The sequence below is a fragment of the Corynebacterium sp. c25Ua_47 genome (assembly GCF_039907205.1).
GTDB classification, from domain to species: Bacteria; Actinomycetota; Actinomycetes; order Mycobacteriales; family Mycobacteriaceae; genus Corynebacterium; species Corynebacterium hiratae.
In genome coordinates, this window is the sequence record NZ_JASBOH010000013.1 from 1 (window position 1) to 21,635 (window position 21,635).

The following is a 21,635-nucleotide window of genomic DNA, read 5'->3' on the forward strand; positions in this document are numbered from 1 at the left end:
GTCTGTCCCGGAAGGCAGATAGTCTGTGGTGCTTGGCTGTGAGTAAGGCTTCGGGTTGTGGCTCAGGATTCCGGCAGCTACTAACTGCTCCACGGGGCTATCTAGAGATGAAATGGGAACAACGCGAGCAATGGGCCGATTGCGGTCGGTGATGACCACGCTTTGACCTGTAGCGGCAACTTCGCGAACGATGTGGCCAGAACGCTGGTTGAGTTCGCGCAAAGAAATGTTGGTCATTGCTCCAACCGCCTTTCCTTATTGGCTGGTGACTGTAAAAAGTTAAATGTAGAACAGTAGAACAATGGTGATTTTAGTGGCAGAGCTTAGAGGGGACAAGGGGGGCGTCGTCAGTTGCGTGGCCGCGCTGCGGAACGGAATTGCGGCCTAGCTGGGTCTAACTGGGGAGATGTCCGTTCGGTGACTACACTGTCTAACCATGACTAACCCGAGCGATAACACCACCCACCGCTACACGCCGGAGCTCGCCGCGCAAATTGAAAGTGCCTGGCAGCAGTACTGGAAGGATAACGGCACCTTTAATGCGCCGAACCCAGTTGGGCCGCTCGCGGAGGAGGGTAAGGAACTTCCAGCGGAGAAGATGAACATCCAGGACATGTTCCCCTACCCTTCCGGCGCGGGCCTTCACGTGGGCCACCCACTGGGCTATATCGCTACGGATACCTACGCGCGTTATCAACGCATGCTGGGCAAGAACGTCTTGCACACGCTGGGCTATGACGCCTTTGGTCTGCCGGCAGAACAGTACGCCATCCAGACGGGTACGCACCCGCGCACCACGACGGAGGCGAATATCAAGAATATGCGCCGCCAGCTGGGTCTTCTCGGCCTGGGTCATGATCCACGCCGCTCGGTGGCCTCGACTGACCCGGAGTTTTATAAGTGGACGCAGTGGATCTTCCTGCAGATTTATAACTCCTGGTTCGATGAGGAGCAGCAGAAGGCGCGCCCGATTTCTGAGCTCATCAAGGAGCTTGAGGTGGGCAAGCGCACCACCAAGGACGGCCGCTACTACGCGGACCTGAGCAAGGAAGAGCAGCGCAAAGCACTCGACGAGTTCCGTCTGGTCTACCTGTCCAACTCCACCGTGAACTGGTGCCCGGGCCTGGGCACGGTGCTGGCCAATGAGGAGGTCACCGCAGAGGGCAAGTCTGAGCGCGGTAACTTCCCGGTTTTCCGCAAGAACTTGTCGCAGTGGATGATGCGCATTACTGCCTACTCCGACCGTCTTCTCGATGACCTGGAGCTTCTGGACTGGCCGGAGAAGGTCAAGTCCATGCAGCGCAACTGGATTGGCCGCTCCCGTGGTGCGGAGGTCAGCTTCCACGCCGAGGGCTACAACATCGACGTCTTCACCACCCGCCCGGATACTCTCTTCGGCGCGGAGTACGTGGTGCTGGCTCCGGAGCACGAGCTTGTCGACGCCCTCCTCTCCCCCATCCCCTACGAGGATGATGTGGATGAGCGCTGGACCTTCGGCCACGATGATCCGAAGGAGGCCGTAGAGGCCTACCGCGCCTCCATTGCCGCGAAGTCCGACCTGGAGCGCCAGGAGAACAAGGAAAAGACGGGTGTCTTCCTGGGTACCTATGCCACCAACCCGGTCAACGGCAAGCAGGTCCCGATCTTCATCGCGGACTACGTTCTGACCGGCTACGGCACCGGCGCCATCATGGCGGTCCCAGCGCACGATACCCGTGACTACGAGTTTGCTACCGTCTTTGGCCTGCCGATTGCTGAGGTAGTCGCTGGCGGCGACATCACCAAGGAGGCCTACACGGAGTCCGGCAAGGCCGTAAACTCCGCCAACGATTCCCTGGACATCAACGGCATGTCCAAGGATGAGGCCATCGCCGCCATCATCCCGTGGCTAGAGGAACAAGGAGTGGGCCACGAGAAGATCCAGTACAAGCTGCGTGATTGGCTGTTTGCCCGCCAGCGCTACTGGGGCGAGCCCTTCCCCATCGTCTATGACGAGGCCGGCCAGGCCTACCCGCTGCCGGAGTCGATGCTGCCTATCGAGCTGCCGGAGGTAGAAGACTACAAGCCGGTCTCCTTCGACCCGGATGATGCTGATTCCTCCCCGCAGCCGCCGCTGGCCAAGGCTCGCGAGTGGGTCGAGGTGGAGCTGGACCTGGGTCTTGGGGATGGCCCGCAGACCTACTACCGCGATACCAACGTCATGCCGCAGTGGGCAGGTTCTTCCTGGTATCAGCTGCGCTACATCGATCCGACGAATGACGAGATCTTCTGCGACTTGGAAAACGAGCGCTACTGGACGGGCCCGCGCCCAGAAGAGCACGGCGCTAACGACCCGGGTGGCGTTGACCTCTACGTCGGTGGCGTTGAACACGCCGTGCTGCACCTGCTCTACGCCCGCTTCTGGCACAAGGTCCTCTTCGATCTGGGCTACGTGAGCTCCAAGGAGCCCTACCGCCGCCTGTACAACCAGGGCTACATCCAGGCCTATGCGTATACCGATTCCCGCGGCGTCTACGTCCCGGCCGCGGAGGTAGTAGAACGCGATGGCGCGTTCTACTACGGGGATGAAAAGGTCAACCAGGAGTACGGCAAGATGGGCAAGTCCCTGAAGAACTCCGTGGCCCCGGATGATATTTGCCGCGACTATGGTGCCGATACCCTGCGTGTCTACGAGATGTCGATGGGCCCGCTGGATACCTCCCGCCCGTGGGCCACCAAGGACGTCGTCGGTGCGCAGCGTTTCCTGCAGCGCCTGTGGCGCCTAGCCGTCGACGAGAACTCTGGCGAGCTGTGCACGACGGACGCAGAGCTTTCCGAGGATGACTTGAAGCACCTCAACCGCACCATCGCCGGTGTGCGCGATGACTATGAGAACCTGCGCCTGAACACCGTGGTGGCCAAGCTCATTGAGTACGTGAACTACCTGACCAAGGCCTATCCGAAGGGCGCGCCGCGCGCGGCGGTGGAGCCTTTGGTCCAGCTGGTCTCCCCCGTTGCCCCGCACATCGCGGAGGAGCTGTGGAAGCGCTTCGGCCATGAGGAGACCATCACCTATGAGGCCTTCCCGGAGTTCGAAGAAAAGTACCTCGTCGACGACGAGATCGAGGTTCCGGTGCAGATCAACGGCAAGGTCAAGGCACGCGTGATGGTGCCTGCCGACGCTGACCAAGCCACCGTCGTGGGTATTGCCAAGGAAGATGAGCGCATCGCTGAGCTGACGGCGGGCAAGAACGTGGTCAAGGAGATTTACGTCCCGGGCCGCATGGTCAACCTCGTTGTGAAGTAACTCACCCCAAGAAAGCGCCGTTCCTGCGGTTACTCCGGCACCGCCTCTGAGGTTCCTCAGGAACGGCCTTAGGGGCACCTCATCCACGCTGTGTTCAATGCGCGCTCTAGGCGCTCCTTGATGCCATGGATGGTGGCCACGTTGCTGTCAAAGGCGTCGAAGGGGGAACTATAGTTGTCGTAAGGTGCTCTCAAAGAGCTCCGCGACAGTGACGATTCCGTTGTGGACTAACCCGCCGATGATCTGGTTCATGAAGGCCAGCTGCACCGAGTTCAGGCGTGCGCCGTCCATCATGTCCGCAAACGCGGAACGCGCCGCGGATTCGTCCAACCCGATGATGGTGCGGACTAAGCGGGGAAGGCCCACGCCGAGCTGTTCCTCCAGGGCGGAGGAGACCGCGACTAAATTCCCCAGCTCATCGGCTAAATCCATGACCGTGGCCTTGCGCGTGTCACGGTCCATGCCATTAGTAAAAGCTATCTTCTATTAAGTAGCCATATGTATTTTTCGGGGCGGCGCGACTTTTAGGGTTTAAGGCGCAAATGACGGTACGTCCAATTCTGCAGGTGGAATTCATACTCATTCCTTCTTTCAAAATTGCTGGTTGTATGCGGTTGGCGCTCCTTCTTTGAGTCCAAAACATGGACGTGCGCATTCCCTCGAGCGTGAATTTTCAAAAACCCTTGCCTGGTTCACCTCTCTTCGATATCCATTTCCCAGGAAGTTGTTTTTCTGAGGCTTGAGTGTCGTGAAAAACAACTCTGAAACAACTTTGCCAACAACTGTGTCTGGTTTAGCGCTCCCATCGGTTGGAAAAGGGCAGTTCAAAAGGGTTGTTGCTGGTTGTTTGTAGTTGTTTCGAGGTTGTTGTGAGTTGTTCGCGGTAGTTGTAGGCAGCGGCATGCGGCCTGGAGGGGGCTGAAGCAGGGCTAATCCAGCTCTTGGTTCAGCTCCTCGCGCACCTTGGTGATGATTTCTCCGAGGAAGCCCTGGCAGCCATCGGTGATGATGGGGAATGTGGAGTCATCCTCGATGACACCCAGCGTGAACAGCAGGTCGCGGGTGATGGCGTGCGTGTAGTCGTATTCTGGGTTGAACTCCCATTCACCGCGGAACAAATGGACTAGTTCGAAGGAGAGCTGAGGAATGCCCTCCGGTTCGGCGTAGGCATAAGGGATGTTGTGCATGATGACCTGCGTTGCCCAGAGCGGATCGTTCATGGCCTTGCGGCCATATTTGGTGAGCTTGATCTGCGTCGTTGTGGTCTTGAGCCAATCCAGGTCCGTGAGGAATCCGCGCAGGTTCAGCAGCGGCTGGTGGTAGTCCTCGCGCTTAACATCATCAAAATCATTGGGGCTGTTGAGGCCCTCTTTCAGGCGTGCCACGGCCGCCTGCTTCAGGTAGCCGGCCCCGGTGAGGCGCGGAAATTCTTCGATGACCTCGAGGTATTCGCGCACGCGTTGGCCTACGTGGGCGGCGATGGCGTCGTCAAGCGCCGGCAGCTCATAGTCGGGACGCAGCTCCGGGTAGGCCTCGTGGATTTCCGCGCGCCATTCCTCCAGCATCTCCGAGGACGGCACCGGGATGTCCTCGAAGGGAGTGGAGCGGAAAGGATCAAGGGGGAGATCCCCGGGCAGCGCGGGCTTGGTGCCGCCTTCCAGGTTGGCGGCCTCCGTGCCCATGGTGGCCAGGCGCTGTGCTACTGCCGGCGGGAAGAACGTGGTGAGGCGCTGATGGATTTGGTCCAGTGTGTAGTTGGGGAAGAGCGCGAAAATGCGCTCCATGCTGTCGGTAGGAACAGCCATGTAGGCCATGGTCGCTTGGACATCGAGGACCACCTTGAACATCGCCTCGGCACTGCCCAGCTCACTCATGAGATCGGGGCCTTCACCGGCGATGAGGGCTGGCAGACCCATGACGACGCGCGAGGTGTCCGCCACGCTGATGCTGATATTCCATGCGCCGTCCGAGGGGTGGTAGTGCGCTACTTCCCGGAATGTTTCGAAAAAGTCCTGGTCAATGATGGTGAGGACGTCGATTGGCGTGCCTTCTTCACCCACGAGGATTCCCGGGTGAGAGGGCTCAAGGCCGAGCGCGGCGTGGACGATGATCATCATCTCGCCCACGGTGAGTTCCGCGGGGGCGGCGACAAAGCGGGCCGTGGTGAAGAAAGGATTCTCCACGTCGATACGGACATTCCTAGCGAGGTTCATAGTGCCCGACAGTATTAGAAAACCGTGCTATTCGCGCGCCAAAGCTTCGCCCACGCGCTTGCCAGAATGGATGCACCCGCCCAGGAAGGTGCCTTCCAGCGCATTCTTGCCGTGCATGCCGCCACCGCCGAAACCAGAGGCCTCGCCGCAAGCATAGAGGCCGGGGAGTACCGTTCCATCGGGATTGAGGCACTGGCCGTCCAGGTTGGTCTCCAGGCCACCTAGCGTCTTGCGGGTGAGGAACTTCAAACGTACTGCGATGAGAGGGCCCTTGGTTTCGTCCAGGATGCGGTGTGGGGGAGCAACGCGAATGAGCTTATCGCCTAAGAATCCGCGGGCAACGCGGAGGTAGTTGACTTGGGCGTCTTTGCTGAAGGGATTATCCAGCTGGGAATCGCGATTTTCCAGGACTTTTCTAAGTTGGGTTACCTCAATGGTGGGGGAGCCCTCAGGCGCAATGCGGTTCATTCCGGCAACGAGATCCTCCAGGTCATCTTCTACGACCCAATCGATTCCGTTCTCCATGAAAGCTTTGACTGCCACGTGTGTGCCGGGGCCTAGCTTGCCGGCGAGCTTCTTGAACTCCTTGTCCGTCAAATCCGGGTTCTGCTCCGAGCCGGAGAAGATGAACTCCTTGTCCACGATGGCCTGGTTGAGCACGAACCAGGAGTAACCGTGCCCGGTCTGGCCAATGTGGGCCAAGGCCGCAAGGTTATCGGTGCCGGGGAAAAGGTTGGTGGGCAGGCGGTTGCCTTCGGCGTCGAGCCATAGTGCTGACGGTCCGGGGATAATACGGATGCCGTGGCCGGGCCAGATGGAATTCCAGTTGGTCATGCCCTCGGTGTAGGCCCACATGCGGTCCGTGTTGACCACCGAGGCGCCCGCCTGCTGGGCGATGTCTATGCCACGGCCGTCGACATGCGCGGGAACGCCCGTGACCAGTTCCTCCGGGCATTCGCCCCAGCGCTGCGTCGGCCACATGCGGCGGACCTTGTCCAGGTTGCCGCCGATGCCGCCGGTGGCGATGACGACAGCAGAGCCGCGCAGCTCGAAGTGCTTGACCACTTCTCTCGAGCTCGCCTCACCGCGTGGCTGGCTGGTGGGGGAGAGGACGCTGCCGCGCACGCCGACCACACGCGGGCTGCCAGCGTCGTCGTTTTCGACGACGAGCTCGTCCACGCGGTGGCGGAAATGGAATTCGACCTGGCCTTGTTCTTCTGCTTTAAGGAGCGGCTCGCGGAAGACGCGCACGACCTCCGGGCCCGTGCCCCAGGTGAGGTGGAAACGCGGGACGGAGTTGCCGTGGCCGGAGGCATCGCCCGAACCGCGCTCGGCCCAGCCGATGGTGGGTAGGACGTTGAGGCCTAGGCCTTTGAGGTACGTGCGTTTCTCATTAGCGGCAAAGCGTACGTATTCGCGGCCCCATTTCGCGCCCCAAAAATCGTGCCGGTCATCCTCGGTCACTGGGTCATAATCTGCGGAGTTGGCCCAGTCCCGCCAGGCCAACTCTTCGGAGTCCTTGACCCGCATCATGGATTGCTCGGGGGAGTCGACATAAAACAGCCCGCCAAGAGACCAGAAGGCCTGGCCCCCGAGATTATTGCGGTTTTCCTGTTCCAGGAAAATGACGTGCTTGCCGCCCTTGAGGGCCTCATAGCCGGCGACCATGCCGGCGAGGCCGCTGCCGACGATGATGATGGAATTCTCAGCCGAAGTAGTTTCTTTCATGACAGTAATGATAAAAGAAACTGGCCTCGATTGTGTGACTTGGCTCGCAGCTTCGGTTTTAAGCAGAGAGCGTGCGCTAGGCGTAGGTCGTGTTGACCTTCTCCACGAGGGTGAGGACGTCGTAGGTCGCTACGATCTCATCCTCCTGGTTGTAGAGCACGGCGTCCCAGCACACCTCACCGTAGTCATCGGTGACGCGCGGGGTGATGCGCTTAGCGGTCAGCTCCACGCGGATGGAATCGTCGTAGGTCACCGGCGTGATGAAGCGCAGGTTCTCCAGGCCGTAGTTAGCCAGGACCGGGCCCGGTGCCGGCTCCACGAAGAGGCCCGCAGCCCAGGAGACCAGCAGGTAACCGTGTGCGACGCGGCGCGGGAAGAAGGGATTGGCCGTTGCGGCTTCCTCGTCCGTGTGGGCGTAAAAGGTATCGCCGGTCTTCTCTGCGAACTCGAGGATCTCTTCGAGGGAGACGTGGCGCAGATCAGAGGCGAACTGGTCACCGATCTGCAGTGTTGCCAGGTCCTTGCGGAAGGGGTGGGTGCCCTGGCCACTGTCGACGTCCGCGCGGGTGACGCGCTGCACGGCGGCGCCGCGGTGCCACTGGCCGGTGATGGCGGTGAGGTGATCCGGGGTTCCCTGAACTGCGGTGCGCTGCATGTAATGCAGGATGCCGCGCACACCACCCAGCTCCTCGCCGCCACCGGCGCGGCCCGGCCCGCCGTGCACGAGGTGCGGAAGGGGAGAGCCGTGGCCGGTGGAGGTCTTCGCATCATCGCGGTCGAGGAAGTGCAGGCGGCCGTGGTGGGCGGCGATGCCGAGGGCATATTCGCGGGCGAGCTGGGGATCGTGCGTAATAACGGAGGCAACCAGCGAACCAGAACCCAGCGCGGCGAGTTCGACGGCTTCGGCGGGGGAGTCGTAGCCCAGGAAGGAGACGACGGGGCCGAAGGCCTCGGTGTCGTGGACCGCTGGGGCGCGGTTATCGGCAAAGCGCAGGATGGTGGGGTTGAAGAAGGCGCCGTCGAGCTTCTCGCCGCCGTAGACTACCTCGCCGCCGCCTGCCTTGAGCTTCTCGACGGCCTCCGCGACGTCCGCCTTCTGATCCGCGGAGACCAGCGGGCCCATGGTGGCGGAGGCATCACGCGGATCGCCCACGACGACCTTGTCGCGCAGGCGTGCGCTGAGGGCTTCGATGGTGGCGTCGACAAGCGCATGCGGGACGATGGCGCGGCGGATGGCTGTACACTTCTGGCCCGCCTTCGAGGTCATCTCGCCGAAGACCGCCTTGACGAAGGCATCGAATTCCGGGGAATCCGCGGTAACATCTGCGCCGAGGATGGCGGCATTGAGGGAGTCCGCCTCCGCGCTGAACTGGATGCCACCCTCGATGACGTTGCGGTGTGCGCGCAGGGTATTCGCGGTGTCGGCGGAGCCGGTGAAGGCCACGTGATCGCGGTAATCCAGGTGATCTAGCAGGTCGCGGGTGGAGCCGGAGATGAGCTGCAGGCTGCCCTCCGGAAGAATTCCGGAATCGATCATGAGGCGCACGCAGGCTGCGGTGATGTAGCCGGTGGGCGTAGCGGGCTTAACAATGGAAGGCACGCCCGCGATGAAAGCCGGGGCGAACTTTTCCAGCATGCCCCAGACGGGGAAGTTGAAGGCGTTGATCTGCACCGCGACGCCGGGGATGGAGGTGTAGATGTGGCGGCCGATGAAGGAACCGTCCTTGGAAAAGACCTCTGCCTCACCATCCGGCATGACGGTGGAATTGGGCATCTCGCGGCGGCCCTTCGAGGAGAAGGTGAACATGGTGGAAATGCCGCCGTCGATATCGACGAAATTATCGCGCTTATTAGCGCCGGCCTTGTTGGCCAGTTCGTAGAGCTCTTCGCGGTGGTCTTGGAGGTAGATCGCCAGCTCCTTGAGCTTGAGGGCGCGCTCGTGGAAGGTGAGCTTCTGCAGTCCTTCGCGCCCGGTATTGCGGGCGTAATCGATGGCGCCGGCGATGTCGAGGCCTTCGGCGCTAACCCTGGCGACAACGTCCCCGGTGGAGGCGTCGTGCACGTCCGCAACGCGCGAAGGGTTGTCCGGGGTGAGCCACTGGCCGGAGAGGTAGCTGGGGACGAGGGCTTCAGTCATAGCGAAAAGTTTGGCCTTTCCATTAGTTTCCGAACGGTTGGTCAGTAAATACAGGCTAGTATAGTCTGCGTCACATTTCTAGGATTAAGTAAGGAGTGCAGCATGGCCGCAGGGGTATGGAAGATTCAGTTGGGTGAGCTGGACAAGAAGATGGGCGTAGAAATCTTGGAAGAGTCGGCTGAGCGAGTGGTAGCCACCATGCCGGTTGAGGGAAATACCCAATCCTTTGGCCTGCTCCACGGCGGCGCCATGGCGTGCCTAGCTGAGGCCGTCGGCAGCTGGGCGGCGGTGATTCACGCCTCGACGCTGGGCAAGGTCGCTGTCGGCGTGGACATCAACGCGACGCACCACGCCTCCGGGCGCTCGGGTCAGGTCACGGCGACGGCCACCGCTATCAAGCTGGGTAAGACGCTGTGCTCCCACGAGATCGTCATTACAGATGACGAGGGGAGGAGACTGTGCACGGCGCGTATCACGAATGCGTTGATTTCCCCTAAAGCGGAAGGGAAGTAAGGGAGTCCGTAAATAAAGCGTAAAAATCGGGGTCAAGGGGTGTAAAGATGCCGCAAATAACCCGTAGGTCTAGGGGGGAGCGGGCCTAACGTCAATGCTCGGCAGGTGCTCACCAGCACCGGCGCTCGATGCTCTGGGGCACCGGGCACACCTTGTATTGCTTTCACCCAAGGGGGTCTCTCCCACATGTTGGACATTCTGGTCATCGTGATCGTGGTCCTTACATTTAGCGCTCCCTCCGCCATCAACGAGTTTATGGACGGAGACGCGTAAATCATGAACACCATCACAGCGGTTATCGGGCTCATTATTGTTGTCGCGCTCGTGGCCTATCTCATCATTTCTCTTATTGACCCGGAGCGTTTCGCATGATCGCCAGCATTGTGGCGGTAGCACCGCAGTACCTCGCCCTCTTTGCCCTTCTAGCGGCGGCTTATGTGCCGCTTGGTAACTGGATGGCTCGTACCTATACCTCTGAAAAAGACTGGGCTGTCGAGCGCCTCATATACAGAATTTTGCGGGTTGACCCCAACCGGGGCCATAACGCCAAGAACTACACTCGTGCGCTGCTGGGCTTCAGCCTGGCCTCCGTCTTGGTTCTTTACGCAGTGCAGCGGCTCCAAGCAGTGCTGCCAAGCTTTGGCAACGCCCGCGAAGACGCAGTGGAGCCGTGGATGGCCTTCAACACTGCGGCCTCCTTTACTTCCAACACCAACTGGCAGTCCTATTCCGGCGAAGACACCCTGACCAATGCTTCGCAGATGCTGGGCCTGACCGTACAAAACTTTGCCTCGGCTGCTGTGGGCATGTGCGTGGCTGTTGCGTTGATCCGTGGCATCGGCCACCTGGGTTACCAGCGCGACGTGGCGGCAACGCAGGATGGTCAGAAGCTCATAGGTAACTTCTGGGTGGACCTCACCCGTGGTCTGGTTCGCATCCTGCTTCCCCTGTCACTCATTATCTCCACCGTGCTCATCCTTGGCGGAACCATGCAAACCTTTGGATCCAACCTGGTCACTGACTCTGGCGTGGATATCTCCCGTGCTCCTGTGGCCAGCCAAGAAGCTATTAAGCTGCTGGGCACCAACGGTGGTGGCATCTTCGGAGCTAACTCGGCGCACCCGTTTGAGAATCCAACGGGCTTTACCAACCTGGTGGAGATCTTCTCCCTGCTCGTCATCTCTTTCTGCATGATTCGCACGTACGGCGTGATGCTTAAATCGCAGAAGCACGCGTGGACGCTGCTCGGCGTTGCCGGTGGTCTGTGGACCGTGATGGTTGTCCTAGTGACCTGGGCACAGCACACCCTCGTCGGTGGTGCTTCCCAGTTGGCAGGCGCCAACATGGAAGGTATCGAACAGCGCCTTGGCATTGACGCTTCGGCATTGTTCGCCGTGTCCACCACGGGTACCTCGACGGGTGCGGTGGACTCCATGCACGATAGCTATTCCCCGCTGGGCGGCGGCTTGCTCATCCTCAACATGCTGCTGGGTGAGATCGCTCCAGGCGGTGTGGGCACTGGCCTCTATGGCCTCTTGATTGTGGCCATCCTAGCAGTGTTCATCGGTGGTCTCCTGGTAGGCCGCACACCGGAGTTTATGGGCAACAAGATTGGACGCAAGGAAATTTCGGCAGTCAGCCTCTACATCCTCACCATGCCGGTTCTAGTCCTCGTGGGCGTCGGAGCCTCCGTGGCGCAGCGCAAGCTTGTCGAGCTATCTGCAACCAACTTCGGCGCGCCGGGCACAGCGGACAATGCGCACGGCCTCTCTGAAGTGCTTTACGCGTTTACCTCCGCGGCCAACAACAATGGCTCGGCTTTTGCAGGTCTCACGGTGACTGAGCCCTGGTGGCAGATCACGTTGGGCTTGGCCATGCTGTTGGGCCGCTTCTTGCCCATCGTCTTCGCCCTATACCTAGCCGGAAGCCTGGCAGGGCAGAAGCGCCAGGCCACCACTACCGGCAGCTTGCCCACGTCCGGCATCACCTTCTCCCTGTTGACCATCGGCGTCATCCTGCTGGTCGCAGCACTCACCTTCTTCCCCGTCCTCACCCTGGGTCCCATTTCGGAGGCACTATCATGACAACCCCTACCATGACCGCTGAGCAGGTCAAGGCTCCTCGCACAAAGACTGCGGACAAAAACAGCGGTCTTGCCGCTGCGGCGCTGAAGGCGCTGCCGAGCAAAATGTCCCCGCTTGCCCAAGCACGCAACCCCGTGATGTTCGTCGTGTGGGTCGGCGCCGCACTGACTACGGTGTGGTCCATCATCAACCCCAGCTTCTATGGATGGGTCGTGACTATATGGCTGTGGTTCACTATCGCCTTCGCGGCCTTTGCGGAGGCTTATGCCGAAGGCCGCGGAAAGGCCCAGGCCGACAGCCTGCGCTCTGTGCGTGATGATGCCACTGCCAACCTAATAACGGACTCCGGCATTGAGGTGGTCCCTGCGTCTGAGCTCACGAGAGGCTCTATCGTGCGAGTGGAAGCCGAGGAGACCATCCCGGGTGACGGTGACGTCATCGAAGGTGCCGCTACCGTCGACGAGTCTGCTATCACGGGTGAATCGGCTCCCGTCGTCCGCGAGGCCGGCGGTGACCGCTGCGCCGTGACTGGCGGCACCGTGGTGCTCTCTGACTCCATCAAGGTCAAGATCACCTCTGAACCGGGTTCCACTTTTGTGGACACGATGATTGCTCTGGTGGAAGGAGCCGAGCGCCGCAAGACTCCGAATGAGATTGCGCTGAGCATCCTTCTTTCCACGCTGACTATCCTCTTCCTCATCGCCGTGACGGCTTTGGCTCCCATGGGTTTGTTCACCGGCGCTGAGTTGTCCCCGCTGTCCCTCGTCGCGCTGCTGGTATGCCTCATCCCGACGACCATCGCCGCACTGTTATCCGCCGTGGGTATCGCCGGCATGAACCGCCTCGTTCGCCACAACGTTCTGGCCACTTCCGGCCGTGCGGTGGAAGCAGCCGGTGACGTCGCCACGCTTCTTATGGATAAGACCGGCACCATCACGTACGGCAACCGCCAGGCCACGGGCCTGATCGTGGCTTCGGGTGTGAACGAACGTGAAGCTGCAGAGATTGCGCGCATTTCTTCTTTGGCGGATGAAACCCCGGAGGGCCGCTCCATCGTGGCTTGGCTGACTGAAAACTACTCTCTGTCTAGTGAGGGCGACGCGGAAGCTCGGAAGGCTGAAGTCATCCCGTTCAGCGCTTCTACCAGGATGTCTGGTCTCGACCTGGCTAACAGAAAGCTGCGCAAGGGCGCGGGCGACGCCGTGCGAAAGTGGGTAACTGAGGCAGGCGGCACGTGGCCGCAAGAGATCGAGGATTCAGTAACCCAGATTGCGCAAGACGGCGGTACCCCGCTGCCAGTTGCCGTGGAAGAATCCGATGGCAGCCGCAAGGTGATCGCGGTGGTGCAGCTGAGTGACGTCGTCAAGCCCGGCATGGCCGAGCGTTTCGCCGAGCTGCGCCAGATGGGTATCAAAACCATCATGGTCACCGGCGACAACCCGCTGACCGCCGCGGCCATTGCTAAGGAAGCCGGTGTCGATGACTACATCGCCGAGGCCACCCCGGAAGATAAGCTCGCCCGCATCCGCGAAGAGCAGGCGCAAGGCCGCATGGTGGCCATGACCGGTGACGGCACCAACGACGCCCCGGCCCTGGCGCAGGCGGATGTGGGAGTAGCCATGAACACTGGTACCTCCGCGGCGAAGGAAGCCGCCAACATGGTGGACCTGGACTCTGATCCGACGAAGCTTATCGACGTCGTTCGCATTGGTAAGCAGCTGCTGATCACCCGTGGTGCGTTGACCACCTTCTCCTTGGCCAACGACTTGGCAAAGTACTTCGCCATCCTGCCGGCGCTCTTCTCCGCGCAGTTGCCGCACTTGGAACGCCTCAACATCATGCACCTGCATTCGCCTGAGTCCGCCATCGTGTCTGCGGTGATCCTTAACGCGCTCATCATCGTCGCGCTCATCCCCTTGGCGCTCAAGGGCGTGTCGTATAAGCCAGCCTCCGCGTCCTCCCTTCTGCGCCGGAACCTCGGTATTTGGGGATTAGGCGGCGTTATTACCCCGTTCATTGGCATCTGGCTCATTGACCAGGTCGTCTCCCTCCTCCCAGGCCTCTAAAGAGAACCTGCAAAGAAAAAGGAAGAACAATGCGTGTTTATCTGCGTAACCTCATTGCCGGTTTTGTCGCCGTGCTGCTCTGCGTCGTAGCACTCGGCATGGTCTATCCGGCGGCTGTGTGGGCCATTTCCCGCATCACACCGCAGTCCGCCGACGGCAATCTCATCTACCAAGGAGAGTGCCTCGTGGGCTCTACCCAAATCCAAGACGGGGTGAGCGAGGGCCCCTACTTCTTCCCTCGCGCCGAGGGAATGAGTAACTACGGTACGAGCAGCACGGAGCTGGAGAAGAACATCCAGGAACGCCGCGCCGCTATTGCCCAGCGGGAAGGCGTAAGCGAAGACCGTGTGCCTGCCGACGCCGTCACGGGCTCCGGTTCCGGAGTGGATTCCGGTATCAGCCCCGTGTACGCCGAGCTGCAAGCTCCGCGTGTGGCTCGGGAGCAGGGCATCAGCGTGGAAGAGATGGAAAAGCTCATCGCCGAGAACACGGAGCATGCCAGCCTCGGGTTTCTAGGCGAAGACACGGTCAATGTGACAACTCTCAATATGTCGTTGCCCACGCCTACTCCCTGTTCATAAAGATCAGCTCATAAGATGAAGCAATGTTGACCGAAGCAACTGCGCCGTCCTCGCGCACCAAACGCGGCACCTTGAAGATTTTGTTGGGCGCCGCTCCCGGCGCGGGCAAAACCTGCGCCATGCTTAGTGAGGCGCACACGCTGATTAACCAAGGCCGTGACGTTGTCGTCGGCATTGTGGAAGACCACGGTCGCGCATATACGAAAGCCTTGTGCGAGGGTTTGGAGATCATTCCGCGACGCACCGTTGACGGTCTGTCCGCCGGGGAGTTGGATACCTTTGCGGTCATCACGCGGAAACCTGACATTGTCCTTGTCGATGAGTTTGCCCACTCCAATCCTCGCGACGAAGAGCACGAGAAGCGCTGGGAAGACATCGAAGAGATTCTGGATGCCGGAATCGACGTTATCTCGACTCTCAATATCCAGCATCTGGAGAGCCTCAACGATGTTGTTAAGCAGATTACTGGCATCGCACCGCAGGAAACCGTGCCGGATGAGGTAGTGCGTGCTGCGAATGAAATCGAGTTGGTCGACGTCTCCCCGCAGCTTCTGCGCACCCGGCTTAGCGACGGACACGTGTACCGCGAAGCACGCATCGAACCTGCACTCAACAACTACTTCCGCGTGGGAAACCTCACCGCGTTGCGCGAGTTGGCACTGATCTGGCTGGCAGATCAGGTTGATGAAGCACTCATTACGTATCGCTCGGATCAAAAAATCACCGATACGTGGGAAGCACGTGAGCGGGTAGTTGTGGCCATCCAAAACGTTGCCCATGCTGAGACCCTGATCCGGCGCGGGCGGCGCATCGCGACGAAATCTTCGGCGGAACTGCATGTGGTCCACGTCGTTTTTGGTGATTCCTTCACGTCGCGTTCCTCTTCGGTGGCGGGATCGGCGCAACAACTTGCCCGGCTGCAGACCCTGGCCCACGATGTGGGTGCGCGGCTGCACCAGGTTACTGGGGACTCCGTGCCGGAAGCTCTGCTCAACTTTGCGCGAAGCGTCAACGCTACCCAGCTTGTTGTTGGGGTGTCGCCGCGGCGGCGTTTCGGCGTGCACTGGCACAGCACGGTAGCAGAGACAGTACTGCGCGAATCCGGCTCGATTGACTGCCACCTTGTCAATCTTCCCCCGGAAAAGCCGCTTCCGCTCACACGTATGCTGCATCCTTTCCGGCCCTTCCCGCAGCGTGCAATCGCGTGGCTTAGTTCAGCGTTGGCCTTCGTCGGACTCACTGCGTTGTTAGTGCAGGCTGACGGCCAGGACTTGGGAACAGGTACCTGTTCTGCGTTCTACTTTGCACTCATTCTGCTTGTCAGTTTGGTGGGTGGCCTGTGGCCGGCCGTGGTGGTGGCGGTGGCTTCCGGTTTGGCGGTCAATTGGTTTTTCACCGAGCCAATCCATACCTTCGACATCGCCGATCCCGCTAACGCTGTCATCGCCGTGGTCATGGTGGCTATCGCTCTGGCAGTTGGCATTCTTGTGCGCCGCGCCAAGATTGAGCGGGCGAATGCAGCTGTGGCTGCGCGTGATGCTGAGCTGCTTACGGTGTTTTCCCGTGCCGCGTTGAATCGCCGTGCAGATTCTTCCCCGAAAGATGCCGTGATGCGCAAGGTGGGGGAGGCATTCAATTGTCGTCGAGCGGAGCTGTTGGATGACAACGGTGACGTCCTTGCCACCTGGCGCGCAGTTAGCCCCGAGCGCACTTCGAAGCACCTTCATATTCCCGAGAAAGTGCGCCATGAACAGACAGTGGACACCGTTGTGGCGAGCGAAGATGGGACGGTTCAGCTTCGTCTTGCGGGCCCGACTCTGTCTGCCCGGGATCGTGGCCTTGTCACCGTGGTCGCGGGCTACCTCGCGGGTATTGTTCGCCGCGAAAAGCTTTCTGCTGAGGCCGCGCGCGCTGATGCGATAGCCGCTGCAGACGAGCTGCGACGAGCACTGCTGTCGAGTGTGAGCCACGATTTGCGTACTCCGTTGGCAACGGCCAAGTTGGCGGTGTCGTCATTGCGTAATGCCGACATTGAATTCACTCCCGAGGACCAAGATATGCTTTTGGCAGAAACTGCGGCGAGCATCGAGGAACTCACCGGGTTGGTCACCAATTTGTTGGATTACTCCCGGCTTACCGCTGGAGCAATCACCGCTCGCCACGACGTCGTCGAGGTGGCAGAGGTGGCTCATCGTGCCATCGCTTCCTGCGCCTTTGGGCATTCCCCGGAGCAAATTGGGCGCATCCATCTGGACCCTAGTGTGCGTGGAGTTACGTGCTGCGCGGATGCAGCCCTCATGGAGCGTGTCTTGGCCAATCTCTTTGATAACGCCCTGCGTTATGCGCCGACTGGCCAGGTGACGATGAGTGCTCAGACTATCGCCGAACAGGTGGAACTGATTGTCGGCGATGAAGGACCGGGTATCCCGCCGGAGAAACAGAAGGAACTGTTCCAGGCGTTTCAGCGTTTGGGTGATACCAGCAACGACAACGGAGTGGGCCTTGGCCTTTCTGTTGTTCAAGGCTTTGTGGAGGCCATGGGCGGTAGCATCGAGGTAGCTGCCACCCCGGGCGCAACCTTTATTTTGCGGTTTCCCGTCGCGGGAGGAGAACAAAAATGACGACGAAGAAAACTAGCATCGCCATCGTGGACGATGACCCGCGTCTGCTCAACACACTGAGCATTAATTTCAAGGCTCGGGGCTACGAGGTTCACCCAGCACGTACAGGTGCTGAGGGACTGCAGGTGGTGTCACAGCAGCAGCCAGACGTAGTCATCTTGGACATGGGGTTACCGGATATGGACGGAACCGTCGTGTTGGAAGGAATCCGCGGATGGTCTGCAGTACCGGTGATCATCTTGACGGCACGCTCTGATCCGCTGTTCAGCGCCGCAGCTCTCGACCGCGGCGCGGACGACTACGTCACCAAGCCCTTCTCTATGGAGGAGCTTCTGGCCCGCGTGCGCGTGGCGCTAAGACATGGTAGCCCACAGAGTCCAGTGAGGCGCACTGAGACCGCTGTGGTACGCGCCGGGGACGTTCTGATCGACGTTCCGCGCCATTCCATCACTAAAGACGGTGAGCCGCTGCACCTGACCCCCACCGAGTGGGGCGTGCTCACCACGTTGCTTCGCGCCCACGGCGGCTTGGTACGCAAAGAGGATCTGCTTTCTGAAATCTGGGGTCCAGGCTTTGAGGGGCAGGGGCACTACCTGCGTATTTACACCTCCCAGTTGCGCCGCAAGCTAGAGGATGACCCAGCTAATCCCGCCTTCCTCCTCACGGAGCCCGGCTTGGGGTACCGCTTCGTGGTGCCAGAGCCGGGCGCGGGAGGGAGTGGCTACTCGGAGTAGTTGTAGAAGCCCTTGCCGGACTTGCGGCCCAGCTCGCCGCGCGCGACCATGTCGCGCATGAGCTGCGGCGGGCTAAAGCGCTCACCCAGCTGGGATTCAAGGTATTCGGCGATGCCGAGGCGCACATCCAGGCCTACGATATCGGTCAGCTCCAGCGGGCCGATGGGGAACTTGTAGCCCAGCACCATGGCGTTGTCGATATCGCGCGGTGAGGCCACGCCTTCCTCGACCATGCGGATAGCCTCAAGGGCGATGGCCACGCCCAAGCGGGAGGAGGCGAAGCCGGGGGCATCCTTGACCACCACCGCGGTCTTGCCTAGGCCCTCGACCCAGCCCTTGGCGGTGTCCACGAGTGAGTCCGGGGTGGATTCGGCGACTACAACCTCCACCAGTTTCGAGGCCGGGACCGGATTGAAGAAGTGCAGGCCGATGACGTCGTTGGGGATGCTCTCTGCCAGCTGCGATACCGACAGCGAGGAGGTATTGGTGGCGACGACGGCTTGCGGGGCTGCTTCGGCGATATCCTTAAAGGCGGTCACCTTGAGATCCATCGATTCCGGAACCGCCTCAACCACGAGGTCAAAACCTGCAAAGGCGGAGGCGGCGGTGGACAAGTTGAGACGCTCATCCCAGGATTCGAAGGTGCCTTCCGCGCCGCGGTCGAGGGAGCCGCGGATGGCCTTGTGCACGCGCTCGCGGGCGGCGGCCACGGCGTCATCGTTGATATCCACCACGGTCACGGACGCGCCGGCGGCCAGGAAGGCGTGAGCGATGCCTGCGCCCATACGGCCGCCGCCGAGCACGCCGACCTTGGCAGGAACCTGCAGTACTGAGGACATGAGTTGGATCTCCTTGTGAGTGGAAGGTTTATTTCTTGCGGTCCAGGAAGGCCTGCATCCGCTCAAACTTGGCGGGGGACTCAAAGAGCACGGCCTGGGCGATGTTATCCACCGCCGGGTGCGCCGCATCTGGCATGGCGATGAGCTGCTTGGTCAAGCGCACGGCGAGCGGGTCCTGCTGGGCAATGCGCCCGGCTAGTTCCAGGGCGCCGTCGACAAGCGCATCCGGCTCATGCAGCTCGCTGACCAGGTGGTTGGCTAGTGCCTCCTCGCCGTTGAGGATGCGCCCGGCCAGCAGGATTTCTTTTGCCAGGGGCGTGCCGACGCACTCCTTGAGGCGCCAAGTAGCACCCGCAGCGGCGGCAATACCCAGGCCGGCTTCGGGCTGTCCAAACTTGGCAAAGGGGGTGGACACGCGGAAGTCAGCGGCCAGCGCTAGCTCCAGACCGCCGCCGAGGGCGTAGCCATCCACCGCCGCGATGACGGGGGCCGGCAGTGAGGCGATGCGGTGGAAGATGCCGGAGTTGATGCCACGGAGGGCATCCTCGCGGCGGCGCTCACGAAGCTGCGCGATGTCTGCCCCGGAAGCGAAGATCCCGCGTGGGCCCTTCGGGGTGTCCACCGTGCAGCCGGTGATGATGAGGATGCGGGGATCGGACTCGAGCTGCGCGCAGAGTTCGTGGAACTCCGTCACCATCTGCTCATCGATGGCGTTGCGCACCTCGGGGCGGTTGAGCTTGGCGACGACTATCTCGTCCTTCTCGCCGCGCGTTGAAATCTCAATGGCAGTAGTCATCTACACCCTCTCAATCGCAATCGCGGTGCCCTGGCCCACGCCCACGCACATCGTGGCGATGCCGCGGTGCAGTCCGTCCGTTTCCAGGCGGTTGAGCAGGGTCAACGTGATGCGGGAACCGGAGGAACCCAGCGGGTGGCCCAGCGCGATGGCGCCGCCCCACGCGTTGACCTTGTCCTCGTCCAAGCCCAGCTCGCGGATGCAGGCCAGTGACTGAGTGGCAAAAGCTTCGTTGAGCTCGACGGCGTCCACGCTGTCGAGCTCCCAGCCGGCGCGCTCCAGCACGTCGCGGGTCGCCGGGATGGGGCCGGTGCCCATGATCTCCGGGCGCACACCGCGCGCGGAGTTGGCCACCACGCGGGCGCGGGCGGTCAGGTTGTGCTTCTTGAGAGCCTCGTCGGAGGCGACAATGACGCAGGAAGCGCCGTCGTTGAGCGAGGAGGCGTTGCCCGCCGTGGTGACATCTCCCAGGGAGGTCACCGGGCGCAGCTTGGCCAGGACCTCCATCGTGGTGCCCGGGCGGGGGCCTTCATCGGTATCGACCACGGTGACGTTGCCCTTGCGGTCAGTGACCTCGACGGGCACGATCTCCCTGGTGAACTTGCCGGCCTCAATCGCGGCGAGCGCGCGCTCCTGGGAACGCACGGCGAAGGCATCGGCCTCCTCGCGGCTAATGCCAAAGACGTTGGCCACTTCTTCGGCTGTCTCCGGCATGGAGTAAGTCATTTTCTCCTGCTCCGCGAACTTCGGGTTGGCAAAGCGCCAGCCAATGGAGGTATCGAAAACCTGGCCTGGCTTGGCAAAAGGCTTGTTCGGCTTCTCCATGACCCAGGGAGCGCGGGACATGGATTCGACGCCGCCGGCGACGACGATATCCGCCTGGCCGGATTCCACGAGGGCGGTGGCCAGGGCAATCGAGGACATGCCTGATGCGCACAGGCGGTTGACCGTAATGCCCGGAACGGTGTCCGGGAACCCGGCGAGCAGCCAGGACATGCGGGCAACGTTGCGGTTCTCCTCGCCGGCGCCGTTGGCGTTGCCGATGATGACTTCATCTACCGCGGAAGGGTCAAGCCCGGCCTCCTCCACCGTCTTCTTGATGGCGGTGGCCATGAGGTCATCTGGGCGAACCGAGGACAGTGCGCCGCCGTAGCGGCCCACGGGGGTGCGGAATCCGGAAACGAGGTAAGCGGTCATGTTTTTCCTTAACTATCTGTGTGTATTGCGCTGTGTGAACTGCGTGCTGCGCTGGTGGTTTAACGTCCGTGGAAGACCGGCGGGCGCTTCTCGTTGAAAGCAGCGAAGCCCTCGTAGTAGTCCTCGGTATCGCAGAGCTTTCCTTGGGCAACGTTTTCGGCATCGACGCTGGCCCACAGCCCGGTGCCGTTATCGCGGATGTCCTGGACCAGGGTGCGGCTGGTGAGGAAAGCTTGGGTGGCGCCTTGGGCTGCGCGCTTGGCGACGTCCCGAGTGAACCCCAGCAGCTCCTCTGCCGGGACTGCGCGGGAGAAGAGGCCCGCGCGCACTGCCTCCGCGCCGGAGATGAGATCGCCGGTGATGATGAGGTCCATCGCGCGGTGCGTGCCTAGACGCTCGACGAAGAGGTAGTGCCCGCCCGAATCCAGGGTGGCGCCCAGGTTGGCAAACGGGGAGCCGAACTTGGCGTCTTCGGCGACGTACACGACGTCACAGGCTAAGACGAGGCCGAGGCCTACGCCCAGGCAGGGCCCGTGCACGGCGGCGAAGGTGGGCGCGGGGAAGCTATCGATCTTCTTGAGCACCGGGGTAACCACGCCCGCGAGGTAGGCGGTGGCGTCGTCTTCGCGCGGGTTGAGTCCCTTGATGTTGCGGCCGGCGCAAAAGCCCTTGCCTTCGCCGCGCAGGACGAGCGCGCGAGGGCTAAGCTGCGCGGCCTCATCGAGCGCGCGGGAGAGCTCGGCGAGGTCTTCTTCCGCGAGGGAATTGAGGGCCTTCGGGTTGTTGAGTACGAGCTCAACGACTCCAGCTTCGGCGTCGTGGTGCAGGTCGATCATGTGT

General features: G+C 61.3%; 17 protein-coding genes. 8 read left to right on the top strand and 9 right to left on the bottom strand.

The genetic code is table 11. From position 1 onward, the window contains the following. Positions 1–237 (bottom strand): type II toxin-antitoxin system Phd/YefM family antitoxin (locus QKE52_RS11125; protein ID WP_347948814.1); only part of this gene is annotated, 237 nt, incomplete at its 3' end. Positions 238–436: 199 nt separating this feature from the next. Between QKE52_RS11125 and leuS the strand changes: the two genes are divergently transcribed. Beyond that, positions 437–3,286 (top strand): leucine--tRNA ligase, encoded by a 2,850-nt coding sequence (gene leuS, locus QKE52_RS11130; protein WP_347948815.1) that lies wholly within the window; start codon positions 437–439, stop codon positions 3,284–3,286. A gap of 168 nt (positions 3,287–3,454) precedes the next feature. On the opposite strand, the gene QKE52_RS11135 is transcribed toward leuS, so the two are convergent. The 4 genes from QKE52_RS11135 to paaZ form a co-directional block, all read right to left on the bottom strand. After that, on the bottom strand, positions 3,455–3,748 hold the full coding sequence (locus tag QKE52_RS11135) for a type I restriction-modification enzyme R subunit C-terminal domain-containing protein (protein WP_347948816.1): 294 nt from the start codon (positions 3,746–3,748) through the stop codon (positions 3,455–3,457). Between the two features lie 467 nt (positions 3,749–4,215). Next, on the bottom strand, positions 4,216–5,499 hold the full coding sequence (locus tag QKE52_RS11140; RefSeq protein WP_216381828.1) for a hypothetical protein: 1,284 nt from the start codon (positions 5,497–5,499) through the stop codon (positions 4,216–4,218). A gap of 27 nt (positions 5,500–5,526) precedes the next feature. Further along, positions 5,527–7,227 (bottom strand): FAD-binding dehydrogenase, encoded by a 1,701-nt coding sequence (locus QKE52_RS11145; protein WP_347948817.1) that lies wholly within the window; start codon positions 7,225–7,227, stop codon positions 5,527–5,529. Positions 7,228–7,303: 76 nt separating this feature from the next. Continuing rightward, the gene (gene paaZ / locus QKE52_RS11150) at positions 7,304–9,364 is read right to left on the bottom strand and encodes a phenylacetic acid degradation bifunctional protein PaaZ (protein ID WP_347948818.1); all 2,061 of its coding nucleotides are present in this window, start codon (positions 9,362–9,364) and stop codon (positions 7,304–7,306) included. A 102-nt stretch (positions 9,365–9,466) separates the two neighbouring features. Here paaZ and QKE52_RS11155 point away from each other — a divergent pair, with 102 nt between their 5' ends. The 7 genes from QKE52_RS11155 to QKE52_RS11185 all read left to right on the top strand — a co-directional run bounded on the left by QKE52_RS11155 (position 9,467) and on the right by QKE52_RS11185 (position 17,963). Next, complete coding sequence (locus QKE52_RS11155; protein WP_347948819.1) at positions 9,467–9,877, top strand: PaaI family thioesterase; 411 nt, start codon at positions 9,467–9,469, stop codon at positions 9,875–9,877. A gap of 276 nt (positions 9,878–10,153) precedes the next feature. Beyond that, entirely contained in the window at positions 10,154–10,249 is a 96-nt protein-coding gene (kdpF, locus tag QKE52_RS11160) for a K(+)-transporting ATPase subunit F (RefSeq protein ID WP_039672809.1), read from the top strand. Beyond that, a complete protein-coding gene (gene kdpA, locus QKE52_RS11165) occupies positions 10,246–11,961 on the top strand; it encodes a potassium-transporting ATPase subunit KdpA (RefSeq protein ID WP_070510096.1) in 1,716 nt (571 codons plus the stop codon). Before kdpF ends, kdpA begins: the two co-directional genes overlap by 4 nt. Positions 11,962–11,972: 11 nt before the next feature. Further along, a complete protein-coding gene (gene kdpB, locus QKE52_RS11170) occupies positions 11,973–14,027 on the top strand; it encodes a potassium-transporting ATPase subunit KdpB (RefSeq protein WP_347948842.1) in 2,055 nt (684 codons plus the stop codon). Positions 14,028–14,056: 29 nt separating this feature from the next. Further along, positions 14,057–14,608: a potassium-transporting ATPase subunit C gene (locus tag QKE52_RS11175; RefSeq protein WP_070561857.1), complete on the top strand. Its 552-nt coding sequence runs from the start codon at positions 14,057–14,059 to the stop codon at positions 14,606–14,608. A gap of 23 nt (positions 14,609–14,631) precedes the next feature. Next, positions 14,632–17,229: an ATP-binding protein gene (locus QKE52_RS11180; RefSeq protein WP_293775020.1), complete on the top strand. Its 2,598-nt coding sequence runs from the start codon at positions 14,632–14,634 to the stop codon at positions 17,227–17,229. Next, entirely contained in the window at positions 17,226–17,963 is a 738-nt protein-coding gene (locus QKE52_RS11185) for a response regulator transcription factor (protein WP_070561854.1), read from the top strand. The genes QKE52_RS11180 and QKE52_RS11185 overlap by 4 nt, the downstream gene beginning before the upstream one ends. On the opposite strand, the gene QKE52_RS11190 is transcribed toward QKE52_RS11185, so the two are convergent. From QKE52_RS11190 to QKE52_RS11205, 4 genes are read right to left on the bottom strand one after another with little or no spacing between them, the layout of a single operon-like run. After that, positions 17,951–18,802 (bottom strand): 3-hydroxyacyl-CoA dehydrogenase family protein, encoded by an 852-nt coding sequence (locus QKE52_RS11190; RefSeq protein ID WP_071407040.1) that lies wholly within the window; start codon positions 18,800–18,802, stop codon positions 17,951–17,953. The genes QKE52_RS11185 and QKE52_RS11190 overlap by 13 nt on opposite strands. Positions 18,803–18,830: 28 nt before the next feature. Continuing rightward, a complete protein-coding gene (locus tag QKE52_RS11195) occupies positions 18,831–19,598 on the bottom strand; it encodes an enoyl-CoA hydratase/isomerase family protein (protein ID WP_070701850.1) in 768 nt (255 codons plus the stop codon). Next, positions 19,599–20,795 carry an acetyl-CoA C-acyltransferase gene (locus QKE52_RS11200; protein ID WP_347948820.1) on the bottom strand — a complete coding sequence of 399 codons (1,197 nt, stop codon included), beginning with the start codon at positions 20,793–20,795 and terminating at the stop codon, positions 19,599–19,601. It abuts the gene before it with no gap. A gap of 59 nt (positions 20,796–20,854) precedes the next feature. Continuing rightward, positions 20,855–21,631, bottom strand: a complete 777-nt coding sequence (locus tag QKE52_RS11205) for an enoyl-CoA hydratase-related protein (RefSeq protein WP_347948821.1) — start codon at positions 21,629–21,631, stop codon at positions 20,855–20,857. Positions 21,632–21,635: the final 4 nt, after the last annotated feature.

Coding starts and splice junctions, on each gene's coding strand:
- QKE52_RS11195 (WP_070701850.1), bottom strand. CDS start 19,598: ATGACTACTGCCATTGAGATTTCAACGCGCGGCGAGAAGGACGAGATA.
- QKE52_RS11200 (WP_347948820.1), bottom strand. CDS start 20,795: ATGACCGCTTACCTCGTTTCCGGATTCCGCACCCCCGTGGGCCGCTAC.
- kdpF (WP_039672809.1), top strand. CDS start 10,154: ATGAACACCATCACAGCGGTTATCGGGCTCATTATTGTTGTCGCGCTC.
- QKE52_RS11140 (WP_216381828.1), bottom strand. CDS start 5,499: ATGAACCTCGCTAGGAATGTCCGTATCGACGTGGAGAATCCTTTCTTC.
- QKE52_RS11180 (WP_293775020.1), top strand. CDS start 14,632: ATGTTGACCGAAGCAACTGCGCCGTCCTCGCGCACCAAACGCGGCACC.
- QKE52_RS11205 (WP_347948821.1), bottom strand. CDS start 21,631: ATGATCGACCTGCACCACGACGCCGAAGCTGGAGTCGTTGAGCTCGTA.
- QKE52_RS11145 (WP_347948817.1), bottom strand. CDS start 7,227: ATGAAAGAAACTACTTCGGCTGAGAATTCCATCATCATCGTCGGCAGC.
- QKE52_RS11190 (WP_071407040.1), bottom strand. CDS start 18,802: ATGTCCTCAGTACTGCAGGTTCCTGCCAAGGTCGGCGTGCTCGGCGGC.
- QKE52_RS11135 (WP_347948816.1), bottom strand. CDS start 3,748: ATGGACCGTGACACGCGCAAGGCCACGGTCATGGATTTAGCCGATGAG.
- kdpA (WP_070510096.1), top strand. CDS start 10,246: ATGATCGCCAGCATTGTGGCGGTAGCACCGCAGTACCTCGCCCTCTTT.
- kdpB (WP_347948842.1), top strand. CDS start 11,973: ATGACCGCTGAGCAGGTCAAGGCTCCTCGCACAAAGACTGCGGACAAA.
- QKE52_RS11155 (WP_347948819.1), top strand. CDS start 9,467: ATGGCCGCAGGGGTATGGAAGATTCAGTTGGGTGAGCTGGACAAGAAG.
- paaZ (WP_347948818.1), bottom strand. CDS start 9,364: ATGACTGAAGCCCTCGTCCCCAGCTACCTCTCCGGCCAGTGGCTCACC.
- leuS (WP_347948815.1), top strand. CDS start 437: ATGACTAACCCGAGCGATAACACCACCCACCGCTACACGCCGGAGCTC.
- QKE52_RS11175 (WP_070561857.1), top strand. CDS start 14,057: ATGCGTGTTTATCTGCGTAACCTCATTGCCGGTTTTGTCGCCGTGCTG.
- QKE52_RS11185 (WP_070561854.1), top strand. CDS start 17,226: ATGACGACGAAGAAAACTAGCATCGCCATCGTGGACGATGACCCGCGT.